Here is a 20,756-nt window from a genome sequence, read left to right on the forward strand (position 1 = left end):
CTCGCGTTCTCGGATAGACCAAGGGCGCGTGGCACTCAAGCCGGTTCCACGGATTCGCAGACGTCGAACGCGAACGGCCCCGGAACCGAAGCTCCGAGGCCGCTGCGATGGTGTGCCGCGGGGATCACCCGCGACACGGGCTCAGGCCACGCGCTCGAACAGGCCGGCCGCGCCCATGCCGCCGCCGATGCACATGGTCACGATGGCGTACTTGCCCTCGCGCCGCTTGAGCTCGTTCAGCGCGGTGGCCGTGAGCTTGGCGCCCGTGCACCCGAGCGGGTGGCCGAGGGCGATGGCGCCGCCGTTCACGTTGAGCTTGTCGGCCGGGAGACCGAGCTGCTCCTTCACGTACAGCGCCTGGCTGGCGAACGCCTCGTTGACCTCGAACACGTCGATGTCCGCGATGGTGAGCCCCGTCTTCTTGAGGAGCTTCTGCACGGCGGGGATGGGGCCGATGCCCATGATGGCCGGGTCCACGCCCGCGGTCGCGAAGCCGCGGAAGTAGGCCATGGGCGCGAGCCCCAGCTCGTCCGACTTGGCCTTGCTCATCACCAGCGCCATGGCGGCGCCGTCGGAGAGGGGCGAGGCGTTGCCGGCCGTGACCGAGCCCTTGGCGGCGAACACGGGGCGCAGACCCGCGAGGGCCTCTGCCGTGGTGCCCGGGCGCGGCATCTCGTCGGTGTCGAACGGGACGAGCGTGCGCTCGCCGTTCGGACCGTAGGTGACGCCGTTGACGGTGACGATCTCGTCCTTGAACTTGCCCGCGGCGATGGCCGCCAGCGCGCGCGTGTGGCTCTCGGCCGCGAACTCGTCCTGGGCCTCGCGGCTGACGCTGAAGCGGTTGGCCACGTTCTCGGCCGTGATGCCCATGGGCGTGTAGGCCGTGGGCATGGCGTCCATGAGCTCGCCCGAGGCGCTGGGCTTGAAGCCCGTCATCGGCACCATCGACATGCTCTCCATGCCGCCGGCGATCACGATGTCGTTGTAGCCCGCCGCGATCTGCCCCGCCGCGAACGCGATGGACTGCAGGCCGGACGAACAGAAGCGGTTGATGGTGAGACCGGACGACTCCGCCGGCAGACCGCCGAGGAGGCCGACCGAGCGCGCCACGTTCATGCCCTGCTCGCCCTCGGGGAAGGCGCAGCCGAGGATGAGGTCCTCGACCAGCTCGGGCGCGACGCCCGGGTTGCGCGCCATGAGGCCCTTGATGACCTCGCCGGCGAACTCGTCCGGACGGCGGTTGGCGAGCGAGCCCTTCTTGGCGCGACCCACCGCGGAGCGAACCGCATCCACAATCACGATGTCTGTCATGTTGTTTTCCTCGTGTTTCTCGGTTGGTGGGATCAGTTGCGCAGGGGCGCGTTCTTCATGAGCATGTGTTCCATGCGCGCCTGGCTCTTCTCTTCCTTGCAGAGAGCCAAGAACGCCTTGCGCTCGAGGGCGAGGAACTCCGCCTCGGTGACCTCGTGCGTGTTGCCCGCCGGGCCACCGCACAGCACCTCGGCCACCTTGCGCGAGATGAGCGCGTCGTGGTCGCTGGCGAAGCCGCCGTTGCGCAGCGTGTCGATCATCATCTGCAGCGTGGCGATGCCGCTCTCGCCAGGGAGGCGGAACGAGCGCGGCGCCGGGGGGTGGTAGCCGCTGCGGGCCAGGCCCACCGCGCGCTGCTTGGCCTCGTACAGGTGCCGCGCCTTGTCGAAGCTGACCCCGTCCGTGCTGCGCAGGAAGCCCACGCGCTGCGCCTCGACGGCGCTGGTGGCCACCTTCGCCATGGCGATGTTCTCGAAGGTCTTGGCGACGTAGTGGATGGGCTCCACGGTCGCGCCCTCGGGGATGGCCGAGAGGCCGCGCCACAGCAGGTTCAGGTTGCCGGCGCCGCCCGGGAGCAGACCCACGCCGACCTCGACGAGGCCCACGTAGCTCTCCGAGTACGCCTGCACCGAGTCGGACGCGAGGCACAGCTCGCAGCCTCCGCCGACGGTCATGCCGAAGGGCGCCGACACCACGGGGATGGTGGCGTACTTCATGCGCTGCACGGCCGCCTGGAAGTTGCCGATCATGGCGTCCAGGTCGTCCCACTTGCCGCCCTTGGCCGCCATCACCACCTCGAAGAGGTTGGCGCCGACGCAGAAGTGCGGGCCCTCGTTGAAGAGCAAGAGCGCCTCGAAGTCGCGCTCGGCGATCTCGATCACCTGCGGGATGCCGGCGATGATGTTCGAGTCGATCGAGTTCGACTTGCTGGTGAAGGTCATGCACAGGACGCCGTCGCCGATGTCCCACGCCTCGAGGCTCTTGTTCTTGAAGACTGGCGCGTCGCCCTTGCGCAGCTGCGCGAGCGTCACGTTGCGGGGGTCGAGGTCGCGCGCGACGTACGCGCCCTTGGTGAGGTCCCAGACGCGGCCGTCGTTGGTGTAGAAGCTCTCGGCGCCCGCGGCGAGCATGGTGTCGATGCTGGCCGGCAGGGAGATGCCCTCGGCCTTCATGCGCTCGGCCGTGGCGCGGAAGCCCAGGGCGTCCCACGTCTCGAAGGGCCCGAGCTCCCAGTTGTAGCCCCACTTCATGGCGTTATCGATGGCCTCGACCTCGTCCGAGATCTCCGGGATCATCGTCGCCGCGTAGCCCATGCTGGTGCCCAGCACGGTCCAGGCGAGCTTGCCGGCGGGGCCCTGGTCGGCCACCAGCTGACGCACGCGCTCACGCACGTCTTCCACGCCGCTCAGCTTCTTGCAGAGCTTCTTGATGTCCTCGCTGCCGCCCTTGGGGCGGTACTCGAGCGTGGCCGGATCCAGCGTGAGGATGCCGTCCTTGGTCTTCTTGTAGAAGCCGCCCTTGGTCTTGTCCCCGAGGTACTTCAGCTCGACCATCTTGCGCAGGAAGTCGGGCACCTTGAAGACGTCGCGCTGCGGGTCGTTCTCGAGCTCCGCGTAGCAGTTGTCCGCGACGTGCGCGAAGGTGTCGAGGCCGACGATGTCGCCCGTGCGGAAGCTGGCGCTCTTCGGGTGGCCCATCGGCGCGCCCGTGATGTTGTCGATGTCTTCCGGAGCGAGGCCCTGGGCGAGCATCTGGTGCATCGTGAACAGCATCGAGTGCGTGCCGATGCGGTTGCCCACGAAGTTCGGCGTGTCCTTGCCGACGACGATGCCCTTGCCGAGCTGGTTGCGCCCGAAGTCCTTGATGCGCTCCAGGGTGGCCGGGTCGGTCTCCGGGCCGACGACGAGCTCGAGGAGCTTCATGTAGCGGACCGGGTTGAAGAAGTGCATCACGAGGAAGTGGCTCTTGAAGCGCTCGCTGCGCCCCTCGAGCATGTCCACGATGCGTAGGCCGGAGGTGTTCGAGGCCACCACCGTGTCGCCGTCCAGCGTCGCGTCCAGCTTCTCGAAGAGGCTGCGCTTGATGCTCAGCTTCTCGATGATGGCCTCGATGATCAGGTCACAGTCGTTGAGCTTGGCGAGGTCGTCTTCCGTGTTGCCGACGGTCACCAGCTGGGCGACGTCGGGGTGGAAGAACGACGCCGGGCGCGACTTCAGCGCCTTGGCGAGACCACCAGCGGCCCAGCTGTTGCGCTTGGCCTTGCTCTTCTTCTCTTCGTCCGTGAGGTTCGGGGGCACGATGTCGAGCATCAGGACCTCGATCCCCGCATTGGCAAAATGCGAGGCGATGCCGCTGCCCATGACGCCGGCGCCGATGACGCCGACGCGCCTGATCGGTTTGCTCATGTTGCTGAAGTCTCCGCTGTGGATGGAGGGTAGGGACCCCAGTCGGTCGTTTCACCAACCGAGGTGACGTGCATGTTGCCGTAATATCCGGCGCGCGCCAGCCCCGAGCGCACCGTTCTCCCATGGGACCCGAAAATGCGAGACGGGATGCAACGTTGGCTGCATCCCGTCGGGGGCGTGCGTGGGGGGCGGCTCAGTGACCGTGGCCGGCGTGGTCGTCTTCGCCAGCGGGGGCGGGCGCAGGCGCCTCACCCTCGGCAGGGGCGGCCTCGCCTTCGGCCGGTTCACCTCCGGCAGCCTCGCCTTCGGCCACCTCGGCGGCCACGTCGCCCTCGGCTGCGCCCTCGGTCTCCGGGGGCTGCGAGACGCGGTAGACCAGCATCAGCACCATGAGCACGAGCAGCGCGAGGCCAGTGGCCGGGACCCACGGGGGGGTGTCGGCGGCTTCGTCTTGGATGGTGGGCAGGCCCGGGACATCGGGCTCGTCGTGGTGCTGGTCAGCCATGGCGCGGAACTTACTGCGCGCCGGGGGCCGGCTGCAAGTCGGCGCAGCCAACGCAGGCGATTGCGTGTATGTAGGCGACCGTGACCACCACGCCGACGGCTCAGACGCCCCCTTCGACGCTGGCGCGTCGTGGACCCGAGCGTGTCCTCGCGTCCTTTGCTCTTGGGCTCACTCCCGCGAGGGTCCAGGGCCTCGCGGCGCTGCTCGGGAGCCTGGTCCTGGCGTTCATGTTCTACGAGCACGCTCGCGCCGCGAGCATCTCCGTGAACGGGGTGCGCTACTTCTGGCTCGACGACGATCAGATGATCTCCATGCGCTACGCGCGTCATCTGGCGGAGGGACACGGCCTGGTGTGGAACCCCGGCGAGTACGTCGAGGGCTACTCCAACCTCGTGTGGGTCCTGATCATGGCCGCGGTGCACGCGCTCGGCGCGCCGGACCACCATGCCGCGCTGTACGTGTTGGGCGTCAATTTCGCGCTGCACGTGGGCATCCTGGTGCTTGCGTTGCGCCTGCTCCGCGTGTTCACCCCCGACGCGCGCGCTGCCGCGGTGGTGGTGATCGCGGGCCTCGTGTTCTCGATGGACCTCACGTTCTGGTCGGTGAACGGCTTCGAGACGACCCTGTTTGCGTTCGTCCAGCTCGGCTTCCTCGTGAGCCTCTTCGTGCGCGGGGAGGGCCTCGGCGCCTACTCGTGCCTCGCGCTCATCCCCCTCGTTCGCAGCGACGGCATGCATGTGTTCGTGGGGGACGCTGCGCTGCTGGTCTGGTTGTCGCGCGACCGCGCACGCACCCTCCGTCTCCTGGCGCTGGCCGCGGCGCCGCTGGCCGCGCACTTCGCGTGGCGCAAGGCGTACTACGGGGAGTGGCTGCCCAATACCTACTATCTCAAGTCGGTGGGCCTGCCCGACAAGACCTGGATGGGGCTGCGCTATGCGGGTCGCTACCTGGAGCGCTATGGGGTAGTGCTCGCCTTCGCGGCGAGCGCGGCTGCGGCGGTCGTGTGGCTGCGCCGGGACCCGCGCGGGCTCGCCTTCTTCAGCACGGTCGCCGCGACCCTGGGATACAGCGTGGTGGTCGGCGGAGACAACTTCGAGCAGTGTCGGTTCTTCGCCCATACGTTGCCGGTGGTGTGGGTCTTCGCGGGCGTCGCAGGAGCCGTCTCGATGTCCCACCCGGTGGGGCGTGCGGGCCTCCATGTGGCGCTGGCCAGCACGCTTGTTCCCTTCCGGGCCCCCCACAGCATCTACTCGCCCAGCGCCAACGGTGACCCGTACGACCAGGTCGTCGTGGGGGTGATGCTCAGGGAACAGGCGCTGCCAGAGAGCAGCGTGGCGGTCATCCCAGCCGGCATGGTGCCGTACTTCAGCAGGCTCGAGTCGCACGACATGCTCGGCAAGGCCGACGCGCACATCGCGCGACTCGACTACGTCCCCGGGGGCGAGCCCGCGCATGGCAAGTACGACCCAGCGTACTCGTTCGGGCGCTCGCCCGACTTGTTCGTCAGCTGCCGTCCACGGGTCATCGTCGCGGCCGCGCCGCAGCACCTCGAGGGGCGACCGCACCCCGAGGCGGACTACGTGCTGTCGATCCTGGCGTCCGAGCCGTTTCGCTCGCGCTACATGCCCCACCGCATCGTCAGCACGTTCCTTGGGAACCGCACGCAGGTCTTCACGCACGAAGGGTCTCCCGAGAACGAACGGCGCACGGCGTGGCGGGAGCCCGTGGTGATCCCGTGAGGTCTCTGGATCTCGCATGGACGGGCTGGGTCGAACGAACGACGTCTCCTCCGGCCCGTCGAGGGTTCCCCCGGTCGTCCGCCTAAGGGGCTCGTCGCACCAGGCTGAGGAGCTCGTCGTGCACCCGGCCGTTGCTGGCTACGGTGTTGGGCTCGTGGATGCTGTCGTGCCCCGCGAACGACGTGAAGCGACCGCCTGCTTCGCGCACCAGCACGGCCGCGGGGCACACGTCGTAGGGCTTGATGTCGAGGTCCACCATGGCGTCCACGCGGCCGAGCAGCAGCTGCCGGTAGCCGTCGAAGTCGGCGAAGCCGCGGCAGGTGTAGACCCGCTCGCCCAGTGTGGCGGGAAGGTCGAGCCGCTGCGCCGCGCGGAACTGGTCGAGCCCACCGTGCGAGACCACCGCGTCGTCCAGCGAAGCCACCTGCGACACGCGCAGGGGCCGCCCGTTCATGGTGGCGCCGTGGCCTTTGGCGCCCACGAAGAGGTCGCCGCTGGCGGGCATCAGCGCCATGCCCAGCACGGGCTCCCCGTCCGCCTCGAGCCCGAGCAACACAGACCATGTCGGCAAGCCGCGCACGAAGGCGCGCGTGCCGTCGATGGGGTCCACCAAGAAGCGCAGCCCGTTCGTGCCCTCGGCCGCGCCTGTCTCCTCGCCCCACACGCTGGCGTCCGGGTAGCGCTTGCGCAGGAACCGGAGCAGGCGTTCCTCCACGAGCTGGTCCGCTTCGGTCACTGGGCTCCGATCCGGCTTGCGCTGCGTGCGCGCCGCCGCGCCGCCCGAGTACAGGGTGAGGGCCAGCTCGCCGCAGGCCAGCAGCTCGTCCGTGAGCGCCAAGAGCGCCGCGTGCCCACCGATTCGGTCCAGATCGAACGCGTCCATGGCCGAACCGTGCCCCAGATGGGCGCGCTGGGCGAGCGCGATTGCGTCGCTGGGCCGCCTGTGACAAGGCGACCCCATGTCTCTGCTGCGCCGCGCCCTCGCGCCACTGCTGGCCTGTCTCGCCCTCGCGCTCGTCGCGACTGGCTGCGACGGCTGCACCGAGGCTGGGCGCCTGCGTGTCAGCGGTGATCATCCGTACGTCCGCTGCATGACGGTCGACGAGCCCGCCGCGCGCGAGTGGTCGGTGGGCGATCTGCAGCTGAGCGTGTCGGGCCGGGTGCTCACCATCAACGGCCTCACGCTCCCGCTGCGCATGGCGGCGTTCGTCGGGCCGGGACCGGGCAGCGCCGACCCGAGCGCGTCCATCGCCGCGTTGCCTCCGCTCGGCGCCAAGCTCACGTGGGTGCTGGGAGAGCTGGGCGACAGCGAGGCCCACGCGCGGCGGACCCTGTCGGCGCTCGCGGCGATGCCGGGCCTGTCCTTGGTGCTCGCGAGCGGTCGGGACGACTTCGAGGTACTGGGCGATGCGTGGGAAGGGCTGGACGACGCGGCGCGCAACCACGTGATCGACCTGCGTCCGTTCCATGCGGTGCGCGTCGGTGGAACGGTGTTCGCGCTGACTTCGGGCGGCCCCGAGGGGCGCTACGCGCGCAATCGCTCGTCGTGTGGGTACAACGAGGACGACTTGGACGATGTGGCCGACTCGCTCCCGGACGCCGACGACGCGCGCCGCTATGTCGTGAGCTGGGCGACCCCCACCGGCGGGGCGGCGTTCGACCAGCAGGGCGCCGACGGGGGTGACCCGCGCTTGGGGGCCTTCATGCGCGAGGAGGGCGTCGCGGGCGGCATCTTCGCGTGGCCACCGCACAGCGCGTTCATGTCTACGCGGGTGACCACGGAGGGCGCGACCATGCTGGACGAGCGCGCCGCGGACCCCGCCGCGCAGGCGGTCGTCGGCCGTATCGCCGGGCCACCGGTCGAGCGTCGCGACGGCTCACGGGCCCCGAACGGCGTGGCGGTGCTGGAGCTGCGCGAAGGCGGGCTCGCGCTGGTGAGCCACACGTCCTCTGGGCGCGGCGAGTAGGCGAGGCCCCCGCTTCGTCTCGCGGAGAGGCGCGGCCCAGCGGTCCGGGGCGGTGCGGTTCAGGGCTGGAGGTGAGGAGGGAGCCGTGCCGCCTTGGCTTCGTCGTCGGCGGCCTTGGCCTTGGTCGCGCCTGCCACGAACGCCATGGGCAACGCCACCGCAATCACCACGGCGACCTTCTCGGTCTCGTCGTTCATGACCAGCGCCACGAAGCCCCCGAGGGCCACGCACGCAAACACCACCTGAGCGGCGCGAAAGCTCCACGCGCGCCGCTTTCTGAGGGCCTGCCCCAGCCCCGCGAGGCCCACCGCCAAGCCGAGGAAGCCCAGCGCCACGCCCCACTCGACGGCTTTCGTCGGCTCCATCAGCGGCATGACGACCAGGCCCGTCAGTGCCCCCAAGCCGGGCAGAACGCCTGCCAAGATCGTCGCTGTCCCCACGTCACGGCACAGCGCATCGGCTCGTGCCTCCAGCTGCTGGTTCATCGCGGTATGGCTCCTGGTGCGGAGGAGGAACGTACCACGGTCGCTGGTGCCAGAGGAAGGTACGCAGGAAAGGCGCGACCACGAGAAGATGCCGCTCGGTCGCTCATGGTGTGGGCGTCGACGCGCCGCACGCCCGCGTCAGCCGCAGCAGCGAGACGCTCCCCGCCGTGCTCGGCTGGGCACCCCCGACGGCGGGAGCCTCGGGCGCGCCTACGGCCAACCAGCGCGCAGCGAGGGCGACGCGCGACCCGAAGAGATCTCCCGGGCGGGACGGATCTCCCGCGATCGGCGCCAGCGGCACCCACGCGTCCTCGCAACGCTCGTAGACGTGGACCCACCCGGGACGCGGCGGGCGCGTGGTGCGCGAGCTGGGCGCGCCCACCACGAGTCTCCCGGCCTGAGCGTCGAGTTCCCGACCGAAGAACGCGAGCGGGCCGAGCCCCTCCGGCTGCAGCACGGCCTCGAGGGAGTAGGCGCTCCCCGAGCGACGGTAGAGGTACACAGCCCCGACGGCGCCGCTCTCGGCCGGATAGGGAGGCCGTGCATCGAGGCGGTGGACCATGGGCGCGCCGACCATCACGTGTGCCCCCGTGATGGCGACCGCGTCCCCGAACCCGCTGCCCGGCTCCGGCTCGTCTGGCGCGAGCTCGGCCTCGAGCTGCCAGCCCGCCGACTCGCGTCGATAGACGTACGCTCGGGCGTCCGTGGGGGGCGGACCGTCCAGTCGATCCACCCGTGGGGCGCCGACCACCAGCCGGTCCCCGTCGAGCGCGATGGCGTCTCCGAAGGCCGCGTCGGAGTCGGGCCGCGGGGTGCGGAGGTAGGCGGGCGGCCCGAAGCGCGAGCCTGTACGACGCAGCACGAGGACCGCGCCGGCGCTTCCATTCGCGCTGGCGGCGCCGACGACGAGGCACTCACGCGTCAGCTGGAGCGCGGAGAGGCGAGACGGCGTGGTCGGGTCGAAGGCGGCGCCGAGCGGGACCTCATCCCCCCAGCGGAGCGCATCTCCCTCGCGCTGAACGACGAAGAGCTGCTCACGCTCTCGACCCACCCAGCTCACGACCGCCAGGTCGCCCTCCACGGCGAGCAGATGCGGGAAGCCATAAGGGCGTTCGCCTTCCACCTGGGGCGGGAGCGGGATGGCGCGCGATGGTCGCTCGCGATCGAACGCGTGGAGATGCGTGACATTGGCAGTGTCTCGCGTGGCGGTGAGCAGGGTGTCGCCATCGAAGGCCAAGGGGAGTGAGAAGAACCCACCGAGGGAAGGCTCGGGCGGGGGGAGCGTCACGCGCTCGGCCACGACGTCCGACGCGGGTGGGGCGCTTGGACGGGGCGCCGCCTCCGGGGTCGCGTCGTCGGCCCCGCAGCCCGTCGTCAGCAGGGTGAGGACGAGCGCGCGGGCAGCTGCCCCGGCGCGCATCGCCACCCCGCGGGCCAGCGTCGTAACCGTTCACGCCCCCTTTTGCGGTGCGCGCTCGGCGATGCGACTTCATTCGCATGACGGCAGTCGACATCTCGGTCCTCGAAGCCTCCGTGGAGGCCCTGATCCAGCAGCAGGTCTCGGCGTACGAGGCGCAGCTGCGTGAGGCGCTCGCGGCGACGCTCTCGAAGACGACGCGGTCGAAGCCGAGCAAGCGACCCGCGAAGTCGACGAGCGCAGCGAGGAGGAGCCCCGCGGCGCCGCGACGGACGCCGGAGGAGATCGAGGCGCTCGCCGAGCGCTTCTACGCCGCGGTGGAAGCGGAGCCCGGCGAGACGATGGTTACGTACTCCGCGAAGCTCGGCCTGAGCTCGCCGGAACTCGAGCGTCCGGTGCTCCATCTCCGGAAGGCGAAGCGAATCCGAAGCGTCGGAGAGCGCAGCCGGACCCGGTACTTCGCGATGGTGCCCCGCACGGGGCGCGGCGATCAGGCCGTCACGAAGAGCGACGGCGCGGGCTCGTCGGCGTCGCCGTCGATGTAGCGCGTCGCGCAGGCGACCAGGAAGTCGAGCACGTCGCGCCCTTGCTTTCGGGCGGTGTGCGCGATGGTCATCAGGCGCTCGGCGAAGCGGTCGCCGCGATCACTCTGGGTCCCGAACGAGCGCTTCCGCCAGAGCACGAACCGGCGGAGTTCACGCTCGGCGTGGTTGTTGGTCGGCTCCACGCCGTCGACGTCGACGAACGTCCAGAGCGCCTCGCGGTGCTCCCAGAGGTCGGCGCAGGAGCCGCTCAGGCCCTTGATGTCGGCGTCGATCCCACGGCGGAGCGTGCGCTCGAAGTCGGCGCGCAGGGGTGCGACGCGCGCGGCGAATTGCTCGCGCGTTAGCCGACCTTCTCGGAGGTCGTGCCAGTAGGCGAAGAGGATCGTCGTGGCGTCACGGAGCTCACGGCCGATCGTGCGCATCGGCCCGTCGCGTTCGGAGAACGAGACGAATTTCCGTAGCAGGTGGGCCCAGCAGACCTGTCGCAGGTGCATCGCCCAGAACTTCAACGCCGTCGCGCGGTCGCTCACGAGGATGCCGTTCTGCTCAGGCAGAATCTCGCGCTCGAGCGTCTCGCGCTGGCCGTCTGCGAGAACCTTGAAGACCGTCACGCCCGCGGTCGCCACGGTCCAGAGCGAGAGCATCACGCCCGCGCGGAGCCACGTCGTACCGTCCGTGTGCTTGACCGGCGCCGCCTGCGCGGTCTCCCACGCCTCGTCGACGGCGGGCTTCACCGCGGCGCTCATCCGGCGCTCGATATTGCTCACGCTGCCCGTCGAGATCCGCAGGCCGAGCAGCTCGAAGAGCAGGTTCGTCGTGGCGCGGCGGCCGAGGTGGTACACGCCGGTGAGCATCGCGATGACCGCCATCGCGCGCGGCCCGAACGCGTACTTCGGGATCACGTCATCGTCGTAGTGCGCGAGCGTCGTGTGGCCGCACGCCGAGCACGCCACCTCGTGGCGCTGCCACTCCGTGACCCGCGGCACGAACGGCTCGAGTTCGGTCTGCTGGTGGCGATGCGGGCTCCGGCACTTCGTTCGCGGCAGCCCCTCGTGGCAGGCGTCGCAGCGCGCCGGGAACATGTGGATGAACCGCGATACCTCTCCTGAGGATCCTCTGAGACCGTGATGCCGACCATGCAAGCACGATGGCGGCGGTGGAGTGGACTGCATGCGGAATCGCACAGGAGAGGAAGCGGCCGCTGCAGTCGGCGTTGACACGCCACCCCGTGCGCCTTTGCCGCGCCGAACCCGCCGCCGGTCAGGCGTTGCTCAATCAGCTTGAATGACTCGATGGCGAACGTGCCCGCCCAGTTGTCGAAAGCCGTTCAAAGCACGTGCGACTACCAATCTTCGCCGACGCCGTAGTCGCGGCCAGCAGCGGCCTTCCATTCCCGTTCGGCGCGTGGGTAGCATGACTGGACTGGGATGGGGCCGGACGGTGCCTCGGCTTGCAGCGCAGGTCGGCCTGAATCGCGACGGCGGAAGCAGGCACGCCTCCCGCGTTACCATGGGACGACACGAACTTGAAAGCAGCTCAACGCTCGACCTCGGTCGCGCGCTGGCAGTGAAATTCCAAGATCCCTGCCGATCTTCAGCGCAAGCTTTGTGAGGCGATGAACGGCGATGCCTAGACTGGCCAGCGGCGTAGAACCCGCGTCGAACTTCGTAGTCAGGAGAGGCCTCCCACGGAGAATAGGCGAAGGGTATATCCATTGTGCCGTGAACAATTGAGACTGCTTCGCCATCCTCACGAAATTTTTCCCTTGAATTCACGACGAGGACCGAGAAATAGCCTGACTTGTCTGCCATCCGCTGCTGAAGACCATTCCTTCTTCTCGCCTGCATAGTGCCTCCAGTCCGACGAGCGGCCGAGAAAGCTACCGGCGACCTGATGCTTTGGCAGACGCAGTGTATGAAAATGCCGCGCGACTGCACGACCTAGAGGTCCCTGCCGAAGGCACATCTGAACCCTTCGATGCCACGAAGCCATTTGTGACCTTCCGAACGACAAGTCTGATATGGGCGGCCAACCATACCACTAGCGAGCTTGCGACACTCAGGTTCTAGGCAGAATCGCAGGTAGTCAGCATTAAACGTCTGCGTGTTTTCCGCGCCCACCTGCAAGGTGTCAAAGCTCCAGGTCGCGCGATACACGCTGCCAAGAGCAGATCTGAAAGAGAACGAACCGCCAAACATTCAAACCTGATTCTGCGATTCTCATGAGATCTATGTCGCTCAACCGTCACATCTGCGTTGTTCCCCGACCGGAGTCGATCCCGGGTCCACCTTCCATCAACTTGCTTCAAGGAGGGACTGCTCGAGCAAGTGACTGCGTGCGTTTTTCCCGCGATACGACGCCGCAAATGGGCGTCGTCCCACGACCTGAGAACCATGGCTTCGCATCCACAGACACCACGAAGTCCCTCTCGAGCGACCGAGCGGAGTGCGAGAGAGCGACACTGTCACGGACTTCAGCACAGTCGAGCGCGGGAGTACGGGCCTGAGAGAACGTTGTCCAGATGCCTGGAACGGGGACAATTACGGTGAATTGACTGGCTCCATGTCACTGCGTACCGTTTTGCCATACTTTAGGCGGTAGTGCGTTTGAGGATGTTGGCTGGACCAGTAGCGTGTTGCGCGCGGGATGCCGGGTCATGTGGAATATTCTCCTTGCGCCCTCAGTGCCCAAAATGGGGGATGGGTCTGCGTCTCAAGCAGATGCCCAGCGGAGAGCCCTTCCTCCCTACCGTCCCGTCACGGCAATGAACGTGAACAGGTCCTCGTCGCGCCTGGAGCTGACAGAGGTCCAGCCGTCGATGAACTGCCCGACGAGAGTCTGCCCGTGCGCTCGTCGAACACGTCTGGGATAAAGTATTCGAGCCGCTCCACCTCGCGTGGAACGGGAGCACTGTGGTGGACGGACGCGCCTGCGGGATCGAGGTCCACGCGTCGCGCTTCGTCGCCGGTGCTGGAAGCGTTTCGCGTGCGAGGCCTGCCTGTTGGGCCTCCTCGGTCTCGCGGGTGAGGGCGGTTCGCCGATGCTGCGTTCGCAGGACGCGAGCATCATCAATGCAACGAGCGCCGCCGGACCTCCCCAGAGTGAGGGCTGTGGGAAACCATCCTGCTGACGACAAGTCACGCGGCGCTTCCGAGGTGCACGCCGCAACGGCCAGATCGCGCTGTCCCAGGCAACGGAGCAAGCCCTCAATCTGCTTGCCAGCACCAGAGCACGGCGCGGACTCTGGGAAGAGCAGCTCTCACGCCGTACGCCGCGAGGCTCGCGCTCGTCGGATGGGCGACCTGGTTCCACCTGGCGGCCTGCCCTGGACGAACGCCAGAACAAATGTTTGGCGGGCTGCGTCGGTCGGGGTCTAGCGCTTGATGTCTGCCGTGTTCTACCGCTGCCGCAACCAGCGGCGGTGAGGGCGGCCCGAACGAGACCAACGACCGTCGGGTTGAACCCGCGCGCTCTGGGCGCTGGGGAACACGAAGGAACACCTGCGATGAACGTGACCGATTCTCCCTGGCAGCGCTGGCGTGCCGCCGGCTCATCATGACGCTCGCGTCGTTGCGACCTCGGCACCAGCGCGCGCTCGGCTGCGGGCAGCGATGGGAGCAACCCCACCCCAGCGGCGATGCAGGTACGCCGGAACCCTCGGTCGGGCTGACGGGCTCGGTGACGATGCTGGAGGAAGGTGGTCGGGCTCGCTTCAATGGTTCATGGGCGCCCGACGCCACGTGGCGGTCGTGCTGACGAGCTTATCCTGCGCCGCGCGAATTATCAGCGCGGGCGGGGCACGCTGAGCGCGTCCACGGTCACGTTCGGCGTCGACGACTGAACGAGCCCCAGACCATCACGACGGTGACGGCGGTCGACGACCAGATCGCGAACGGTCACGCAGTCGGTCGTCGAGCACGGCGATCGGGGCTACTGACCGACACGACTGGGTGGTATGCCACGCTGACCAGCTCCCGTCACATGCCGACGGTGATCGATGACGACTCGTGGGCGTCGCCGTCGGCCCAATCGCGCTGGCGTTCCGGAGAACGGAGGCAGCGGCGCGTTCGTGGTGCTCTCGTCGGCGCTGACGGAGCGGTCGCCGTGACGCTCGCGAGCGGTGGCGGTCGCGCGCTGCTCAGCGACGCACGAACCCGACTCCCCGGCCCTCGCTCGTGCTGACGTTCGACGCATCCAACTGGAACGTCGTCACGAGGTCACTGCGACCGGCGTGACGACGCAGTCGCCGCCGAGTCACTCGAGGTAGTCGTGGTGGCCCTGATCGACGCCGGCGGTACCACGGACGGAATGGCTACGCGAGCCCGCCGCCTGCGATCGCCGACGTCACCTTGAGGGCTGGAGACGACGAGATCGTGTATGTCGACCAGTCGGCGACCGCAGGTACGCAGGACGGCGGCAGAAGGCCAACGCTCTCTTCACGGTGCAGGCGGGGCTCGTTGCCAGCGCGGCTGGAGCCGTGGGTGGCCGAGGGGTTTGAGGCCCTGAGCGCGAGCGCGCAAATGAACGTGGTTTCGGGCTGCGCAACGTCGTCGCGGCTTCACGGCGGGTCTGCCGGGGACGAGACCATGTCGGCAGCCGCCCCAGCACGCCGCTGGACCGCGACCGTGCTGAGCGGCGACTGCGGGTGATGACACCCCGGCGACTTCACCGTCGACCGCGGCGACAACGCGTCGATCGGTGTCGTCTATGCGGCGACGACGCGCATGGATTTGCTTCATCAGGCGCGGCGGCAGAGACGCTGGTCTCGGGGCCAGTTCCCGGAGCTGTTTGCCGGTGAACACCGTGTTCGAAGACAACTCCACGGGCGGGAATGGCGCGGCTGTGTGGATGGTTAACAGCGCCCGGTTCGAGCTGATAGATGTCACGTTCCGCGGTAACGAGGCTGCCTCGGGCTGCGGCGGCGGTACGTTGGTCAGTTCGGTACGTTCCTCCTGACGAGAACGTGACCTTCGAGGGCAACGCAACGAGGCGGCGGCGGGGCGGTTCTGCTCTGGCACCGCCGCGACGTGGGAGCTGACGGTGCCGTCTTCCTACGAAACGTGGCGACGGAGGTGGAGGCGCCTTCGCCAGCGCCTCCGGCAGCGAGCGCGACCATCACCAACTCCCGAGGGCGCAGAACCGCGCCGCGCAAGCAGCCGGCATCGAAGCTGTCGGTGGTGCATGGAAGCTCGACGACGTCCGGCTGACGGTAACTCAACCCTGGGCAGCGGGGGGCGGCATGAACATGGGCCCGCGCGTCGACCACGCTGACGAACGCTCTTCTACAACGGCGCCATCGAACGGCCCTGGCGCCGGCATGCGCAACCACGGTAGCGGCCCCACGGGCCACCAACGCGCTCTTCCGTGGCAACTCGGGCCTGAACCGGGGTGGGGGGTTTCGTCAACACGGCTCGACTGGCCGGCTCACGAACGTCATCACGTTCGCGGACAATGCATCGAGCGAAGTGGGCTGGTGGCGCGGTGCTGAACGACGCGAGCGCGAGCGTTGCGCTCCGCAACGTCGCTATGTTCGGCAACGTGCCGTGGGCGGCGTGTCCGACGTCTCCGCCCCGGCAACCTCACGCTGGACGAATAGCTGCGTCGAGGAGGTGAGCCCGGTCCGCCGTGGACTCCGTGGTCTTGCTGGTCGCGGACCCCTTCGAGTACGCCGTGACCGCAGACTTTCCTCGGCCGGGGTCATCGCCGTGCGTGAATGCTGGTTCCGACGCCGCGGCGAACGATGTCGCCACAGTGGCTTCACGAAGCCTGGCCCCCCGCGTGGTCGTCCGCGTCGACTCTGATCACGGGCGCCGCTCGATGTGGACGCGACGCCTGGCGATACGCCTCGGCGGCGATGTCGACGCGGACGACACTACGACCCCAGCCGCGTTCGGATCACTCGGCTTTGTGGGCGCCACGGAGACCAGCGTGGTCGGTGCACGGCGACGCACTGCGAGCTGACCAATGACGGCCAATCGCCGACGTCATTGTGCTCGAGGGCGCAGCGCCTGCAGCCGGCAGCCCCGAGCTCCCCAGGTGCCGCAGTCCGCACCCTCACGCTCACCTGCGACGACGGGCTCAGTGACTCCTAGTCGTCTACTGTTCGACTGAAGGTTGCTCGAGGCGCCCGCGTTTTGAGTTCATGATGCATGCGGCGCTGCCGCCCGCAGCGCCGGACTGAATGCTGCAGCGGGGAAGCGGCGATGCGTGTGACCACGCAGGCATCAGACTTTGACAGGTTGGGCTGTCATGCCTGCGTGCTGGGGAGAGGACGGCGAACCGTGGAGTTTCGGTCCCGCGAGTGCCGGGGTGTGGCAGCAAGGCACGGCCTGGTGCCGGCAGGCCTGGCTGCAAGTGATGTCGGCTCAGACGAAGAGGCTAAGGGGGTAGGGAAGGGAGAGGAGGCTCGTCACCTGCTCGCCTGAATCCAGTGCGCCTGCGATCTCGACGCTATCGCGCGAGAGCGTGCTGCTCACGTCGCACGCAAACACGCACACTGTGCCCGATTTGCCGGCTGCGACTTCGCGCGTATACGTGACGCACCTCGACTCGGAGAACCCAACGGTCAACAAGCGCCAAATTGGCGTGGTCGCTGCGCGAGCGTTCGGCCGTACTTGTGCCCATGAGCCATGAATTGATGGTGCTCGACCCGGCTCCGTTGTGAAGGCCATGTGTCAGCGCAGTACTTGGGGGAAGGTGAGCACCCATCTGACGCGTGCGCACGGATGGGCGCACGCGCTTCACCGCGTGCTTGGCGAGGTTCGCCATGCGACGCCTCACGCGGCGCGGCCAGACAGATGGCGCTTTACTTGCCGCTGAGCGCCATCAGCCCGCCGACGTCTCAGCTTCCCACCATCGGATCCCTGCACTAGGCTCAGACCCGCATGAGCGTGTCATTCGCGAGCTTCGAGCAGATCCAGGTGGGCGACGAGGTCGCGCTGCGGAAGGCGTTCGTGGAGGCCGACATCGAGGCCTTCGCGGCGCTCTCCGGCGACCACAACCCGCTGCACCTCGACGACACGTTCGCCACGCGCGCGCGCTTCCCTGGGCGGGTGGTGCACGGGATGCTCTCCGCGGCGCAGGTCTCGGCCATGATCGGGATGCGGCTGCCGGGGCCCGGTGCGCTGTGGACCGAGCAGCACTTCAACTTCTTGGGCCCCGTGTTCGTGGGCGACGAAGTGACCTTCGTGCTGCGCGTGAAGCAGAAGTCGGAGGGCAGCCGCACGCTGGTGGTGGACCTGCGCGCCGAGAACCAGCGCGGCGAGGCGGTACTCAGCGGCGAGGGCAAGGTGATGGTGCTGGAGCCCAGCGAGCCAGACCAGCCCGGGCCGCGGGAGGACGAGGCTCCTCCCGTGGCGCTGGTGACTGGATCATCGCGCGGCATCGGGGCCGCCATCGCGCGTGAGCTGGCGCGCCGCGGGCACCCGGTGGTCGTCAACTGCCGCCGCAACCTCGAGCGGGCCGAGCTGCTGGCCGCCGACATCCGCGCGCAGGGTGGGGCGGCCATCGCATGTCAGGCGGACGTCGGAGACCCTGCCGCCGTGGGGCGCATGTGTCGGGCGGCTGAGAGCGCGTTCGGGCGGCCCATCCTGGTGCTGGTGAACAACGCGGCGGGCGACGTGCACGCGAAGCCCGTGGAAGCGCTCGCCTACGAAGACCTCGAGGCGCACCTGAACACGCAGCTGAAGGGCGCGTTCGTGTGCACGCAGGCGGTGCTCGGCGCGATGCTGGAGCGCGGCGCGGGCTGCATCGTCAACGTGGGCTCCATCGTGACCACCGAGAACCCTCCCACCGATTGGCTGGCCTACACAGTCGCCAAGAGCGCGCTGCTGGGCCTGACCCGCTCGCTCGCCGTGGAGCTGGGCCCCAAGGGCGTGCGCGTGAACATGGTCTCGCCGGGCATGACCGAGACCGACATGGTGCGTGACGTGTCGCCGCGCGCGCGCAAGCTGCTGGCCATGCAGGTGCCGCTGCGCCGCTTGGGGCAGCCGGCAGACGTCGCGCACGTCGTGGCCATGCTGTGCTCGGAGGACGCCGGCTTCGTGCACGGGGCCAACATCCCCGTGAGCGGGGGCCTCGCCTCATGAGCGATACGGACCTCCGCGCGCAGGCGGAGGAGGCGGTGCGGGAAGGGCGCTTGGGGGAGGCCCGCGTCGCCTTCGCCGAGCTCCTCGCTGCGAAACCCAGCGCCGCCACGGCCGCGGTGATCCTGCGGCAGCGGGAGTTCCTCGCGCCCGTCGGGTCCCCCGCGCGCCTGGAGGCCGAGGACGGGGAGGACCCACGCCCGGAAGACTCGGAGGAGCGTGTCGGTGCTGCGAACGCGAGTCGTACGTCCCGCCCGCTGCGTGCCGCCTTCTTGCGCTCGTTCACCGTGGAGCCCGTCGTGCCGCTCCTCGAGGCCTATGCGGCGTGCCACGGCCTCGCGCTCGAGACCTGGGTGGGCGACTTCAACGCCTACGTCCAGGAGCTGCTGGACCCCGCGAGCAGCCTGTACGCGTTCGCGCCCGACGTGGTCTTCCTGACCGTGCTCGCCGACGACCTCGTGCCCGCCCTCACGCGTGAGTTCGCGAGCCAGACGGAAGACACCATCGCGGCGGCAGCGGACGAAGCGCTCGCCACCTTCGGCACCTGTGTCCGCGCCCTCCGCACCCACAGCGTAGCGCCGCTCGTGGTGCAGAACCTCGAGGCGCCATCCTCGCCCGCTCACGGCCTGTGGGATGCCCAAGCCGCCTGCAGTCAGCGCGAGGCCTTGCAGCACCTCAACCAGCGCCTCCGACAGCTGTGCCGCGAAGTCCCCGGGGCCTACACCCTCGACTACGACGCGCTCGTGGCCCAGCACGGCGCGGCCACCTGGCGCGACCAGCAGCGCTGGGCCGCGGCCCGCATGCCCTTGTCCCGGCAAGCGCTCCTGCCGTTGGCCAAGGCCTACGCGCGCTTCGCGCTGGCCGTCGCGGGGCACACCAAGAAGGTGCTCATCCTTGATCTGGACGACACCCTCTGGGGCGGCATCCTCGGCGAAGTTGGCGTCGAAGGGCTGCAGGTGGGCGACGACCCCCGCGGCGCCCCCTACCGTGAGCTGCAGCGGGCCGCGCTCGAGCTGCGGGACCGCGGCGTGCTGCTCGCCATCAGCAGCAAGAACGACCGCGACGACGCGCTGAACGCCATGCGCACGCTGCCTGGGATGCTGCTGCGCGAGGAACACTTCGCAGCCATGCGCATCGGCTGGCAGGACAAGGCCCAGAGCTGCCGGGAGATCGCGGCCGAGCTGAACGTGGGCGTGGACTCCCTGGTCTTTCTGGACGACAACCCCGCCGAGCGCGCCCGCGTGCGCCACGAGCTGCCCGAGGTGCACGTGCCCGAGCTCACCGACCCCGCGGGCTACGCGGCGCGCCTACGCGACGTGCCGCTCTTCGAGCGCCTCACCCTCACCGAGGAGGACCGGCAGCGCGCGCGCTTCTACGCCCAACGCCGCGAGGCGAGCGCGCTGGCCGAGGGCGCCGCGGACCTGCCGTCCTACTACCGCTCGCTCGCCATGCACGCGCACTTCGCGGGCGTGTCCCGCCTGACCCTCCCGCGCGTGGCCCAGCTCACGCAGAAGACCAACCAGTTCAACCTGACCACGCGGCGCTACACCGAGGCGGACATCACGCGCCTGGCGGGGGATGGAGGCGTCTACACCATGAGCGTGACCGACCGCTTCGGGGACCAGGGCCTCGTGGGGGTGGCCATCACGCGGCCCGTCACGAAGGGCTGGGAGCTGGACTCCTTCCTCATGAGCTGCCGCGTCATCGGCCGCACGCTCGAGACCGCCTTCCTCGCGTTCGTCGCCGACCGGGCCCGGGCTTCCGGCTGCGAGGTTCTCCGCGGCACGGTGCTGCCCACCGCCAAGAACGCTCCCGCCCGCGACGTGTACGCCCGCCATGGGTTCACGCCGGTCGAGGCGGACGGGGCCGACCAGGGCGCCCTGTGCTACGACCTCGACCTGACCCAGCCCGGGCCCGAGGCGCCGCCCTGGGTCCAGTGTCACGTCGCCGAGGACACCCCGTGAACGCCGCCATCTTCGCTCGTGTGCAACGCATCATCTCCGATCTCTTCGGCGTCCCCGTCGAGTCCGTCGTCCCTGGCTCCTCCCAGGACACCATCGAGAAGTGGGACTCGCTCCAGCATCTGAACCTGGTGCTGGCCCTCGAAGAGGAGTTCGACGCCCAGTTCACGCCCGAAGAGATGGCCGAGCTGCTCACGGCCGAGCTGATCGTCATGCTCCTCGAAGAGAAGGGCCACGGGTAGGGCTCTCGCAGCGTCACCCCACCGTGCGGCGCCACGCGGTCGCACCCGCCCCCGGCCCACCTTGACTTACCAAGGGCCACCGCTAAGGTAGCCCG

The 20,756-nt window shown here is 68.9% G+C and carries 13 protein-coding genes; 6 read left to right on the forward strand and 7 right to left on the reverse strand.

All coding sequences use genetic code 11. The features are described 5' to 3' along the window. Positions 1-141: 141 nt before the first annotated feature. From H6726_14495 to H6726_14505, 3 genes are all read right to left on the reverse strand, one after another. A complete protein-coding gene (locus tag H6726_14495; protein MCB9658857.1) occupies positions 142-1,311 on the reverse strand; it encodes a thiolase family protein in 1,170 nt (389 codons plus the stop codon). A gap of 32 nt (positions 1,312-1,343) precedes the next feature. Further along, entirely contained in the window at positions 1,344-3,716 is a 2,373-nt protein-coding gene (locus tag H6726_14500; protein ID MCB9658858.1) for a 3-hydroxyacyl-CoA dehydrogenase/enoyl-CoA hydratase family protein, read from the reverse strand. A 193-nt stretch (positions 3,717-3,909) separates the two neighbouring features. Continuing rightward, positions 3,910-4,221: a hypothetical protein gene (locus H6726_14505; GenBank protein ID MCB9658859.1), complete on the reverse strand. Its 312-nt coding sequence runs from the start codon at positions 4,219-4,221 to the stop codon at positions 3,910-3,912. Between the two features lie 80 nt (positions 4,222-4,301). On the opposite strand from H6726_14505, the gene H6726_14510 reads away from it, so the two are divergent. Further along, on the forward strand, positions 4,302-5,960 hold the full coding sequence (locus tag H6726_14510; protein ID MCB9658860.1) for a hypothetical protein: 1,659 nt from the start codon (positions 4,302-4,304) through the stop codon (positions 5,958-5,960). Positions 5,961-6,042: 82 nt separating this feature from the next. Here the strand turns inward: H6726_14510 and H6726_14515 are convergent, their stop codons facing one another. After that, positions 6,043-6,843, reverse strand: a complete 801-nt coding sequence (locus H6726_14515; protein ID MCB9658861.1) for a histidinol phosphatase — start codon at positions 6,841-6,843, stop codon at positions 6,043-6,045. A 76-nt stretch (positions 6,844-6,919) separates the two neighbouring features. Between H6726_14515 and H6726_14520 the strand changes: the two genes are divergently transcribed. After that, positions 6,920-7,927 (forward strand): hypothetical protein, encoded by a 1,008-nt coding sequence (locus tag H6726_14520; GenBank protein ID MCB9658862.1) that lies wholly within the window; start codon positions 6,920-6,922, stop codon positions 7,925-7,927. Between the two features lie 59 nt (positions 7,928-7,986). Here H6726_14520 and H6726_14525 read toward each other — a convergent pair whose 3' ends face one another. Then, positions 7,987-8,412, reverse strand: a complete 426-nt coding sequence (locus H6726_14525; GenBank protein MCB9658863.1) for a hypothetical protein — start codon at positions 8,410-8,412, stop codon at positions 7,987-7,989. Positions 8,413-8,515: 103 nt separating this feature from the next. Beyond that, the gene (locus H6726_14530; GenBank protein MCB9658864.1) at positions 8,516-9,832 is read right to left on the reverse strand and encodes a hypothetical protein; all 1,317 of its coding nucleotides are present in this window, start codon (positions 9,830-9,832) and stop codon (positions 8,516-8,518) included. A 77-nt stretch (positions 9,833-9,909) separates the two neighbouring features. Between H6726_14530 and H6726_14535 the strand changes: the two genes are divergently transcribed. Continuing rightward, positions 9,910-10,374, forward strand: a complete 465-nt coding sequence (locus tag H6726_14535; protein MCB9658865.1) for a hypothetical protein — start codon at positions 9,910-9,912, stop codon at positions 10,372-10,374. Here H6726_14535 and H6726_14540 read toward each other — a convergent pair. Beyond that, positions 10,320-11,456, reverse strand: coding sequence for an IS66 family transposase (locus H6726_14540; GenBank protein MCB9658866.1), 1,137 nt, complete (start codon positions 11,454-11,456; stop codon positions 10,320-10,322). The two genes, H6726_14535 and H6726_14540, sit on opposite strands and share 55 nt — an antisense overlap. A gap of 5,802 nt (positions 11,457-17,258) precedes the next feature. On the opposite strand from H6726_14540, the gene H6726_14545 reads away from it, so the two are divergent. Genes H6726_14545 through H6726_14555 form a run of 3 tightly spaced genes read left to right on the forward strand, consistent with a single transcriptional unit; the run spans position 17,259 to position 20,661 of the window. Then, positions 17,259-18,461, forward strand: a complete 1,203-nt coding sequence (locus tag H6726_14545; protein MCB9658867.1) for an SDR family oxidoreductase — start codon at positions 17,259-17,261, stop codon at positions 18,459-18,461. After that, positions 18,458-20,422, forward strand: coding sequence for an HAD-IIIC family phosphatase (locus H6726_14550; protein ID MCB9658868.1), 1,965 nt, complete (start codon positions 18,458-18,460; stop codon positions 20,420-20,422). Before H6726_14545 ends, H6726_14550 begins: the two co-directional genes overlap by 4 nt. Further along, a complete protein-coding gene (locus H6726_14555; GenBank protein ID MCB9658869.1) occupies positions 20,419-20,661 on the forward strand; it encodes an acyl carrier protein in 243 nt (80 codons plus the stop codon). Before H6726_14550 ends, H6726_14555 begins: the two co-directional genes overlap by 4 nt. Positions 20,662-20,756: the final 95 nt, after the last annotated feature.

It is taken from the genome of Sandaracinaceae bacterium, from assembly GCA_020633055.1.
Taxonomy (GTDB): domain Bacteria; phylum Myxococcota_A; class Polyangia; order Polyangiales; family Houyiibacteriaceae; genus JADJJE01.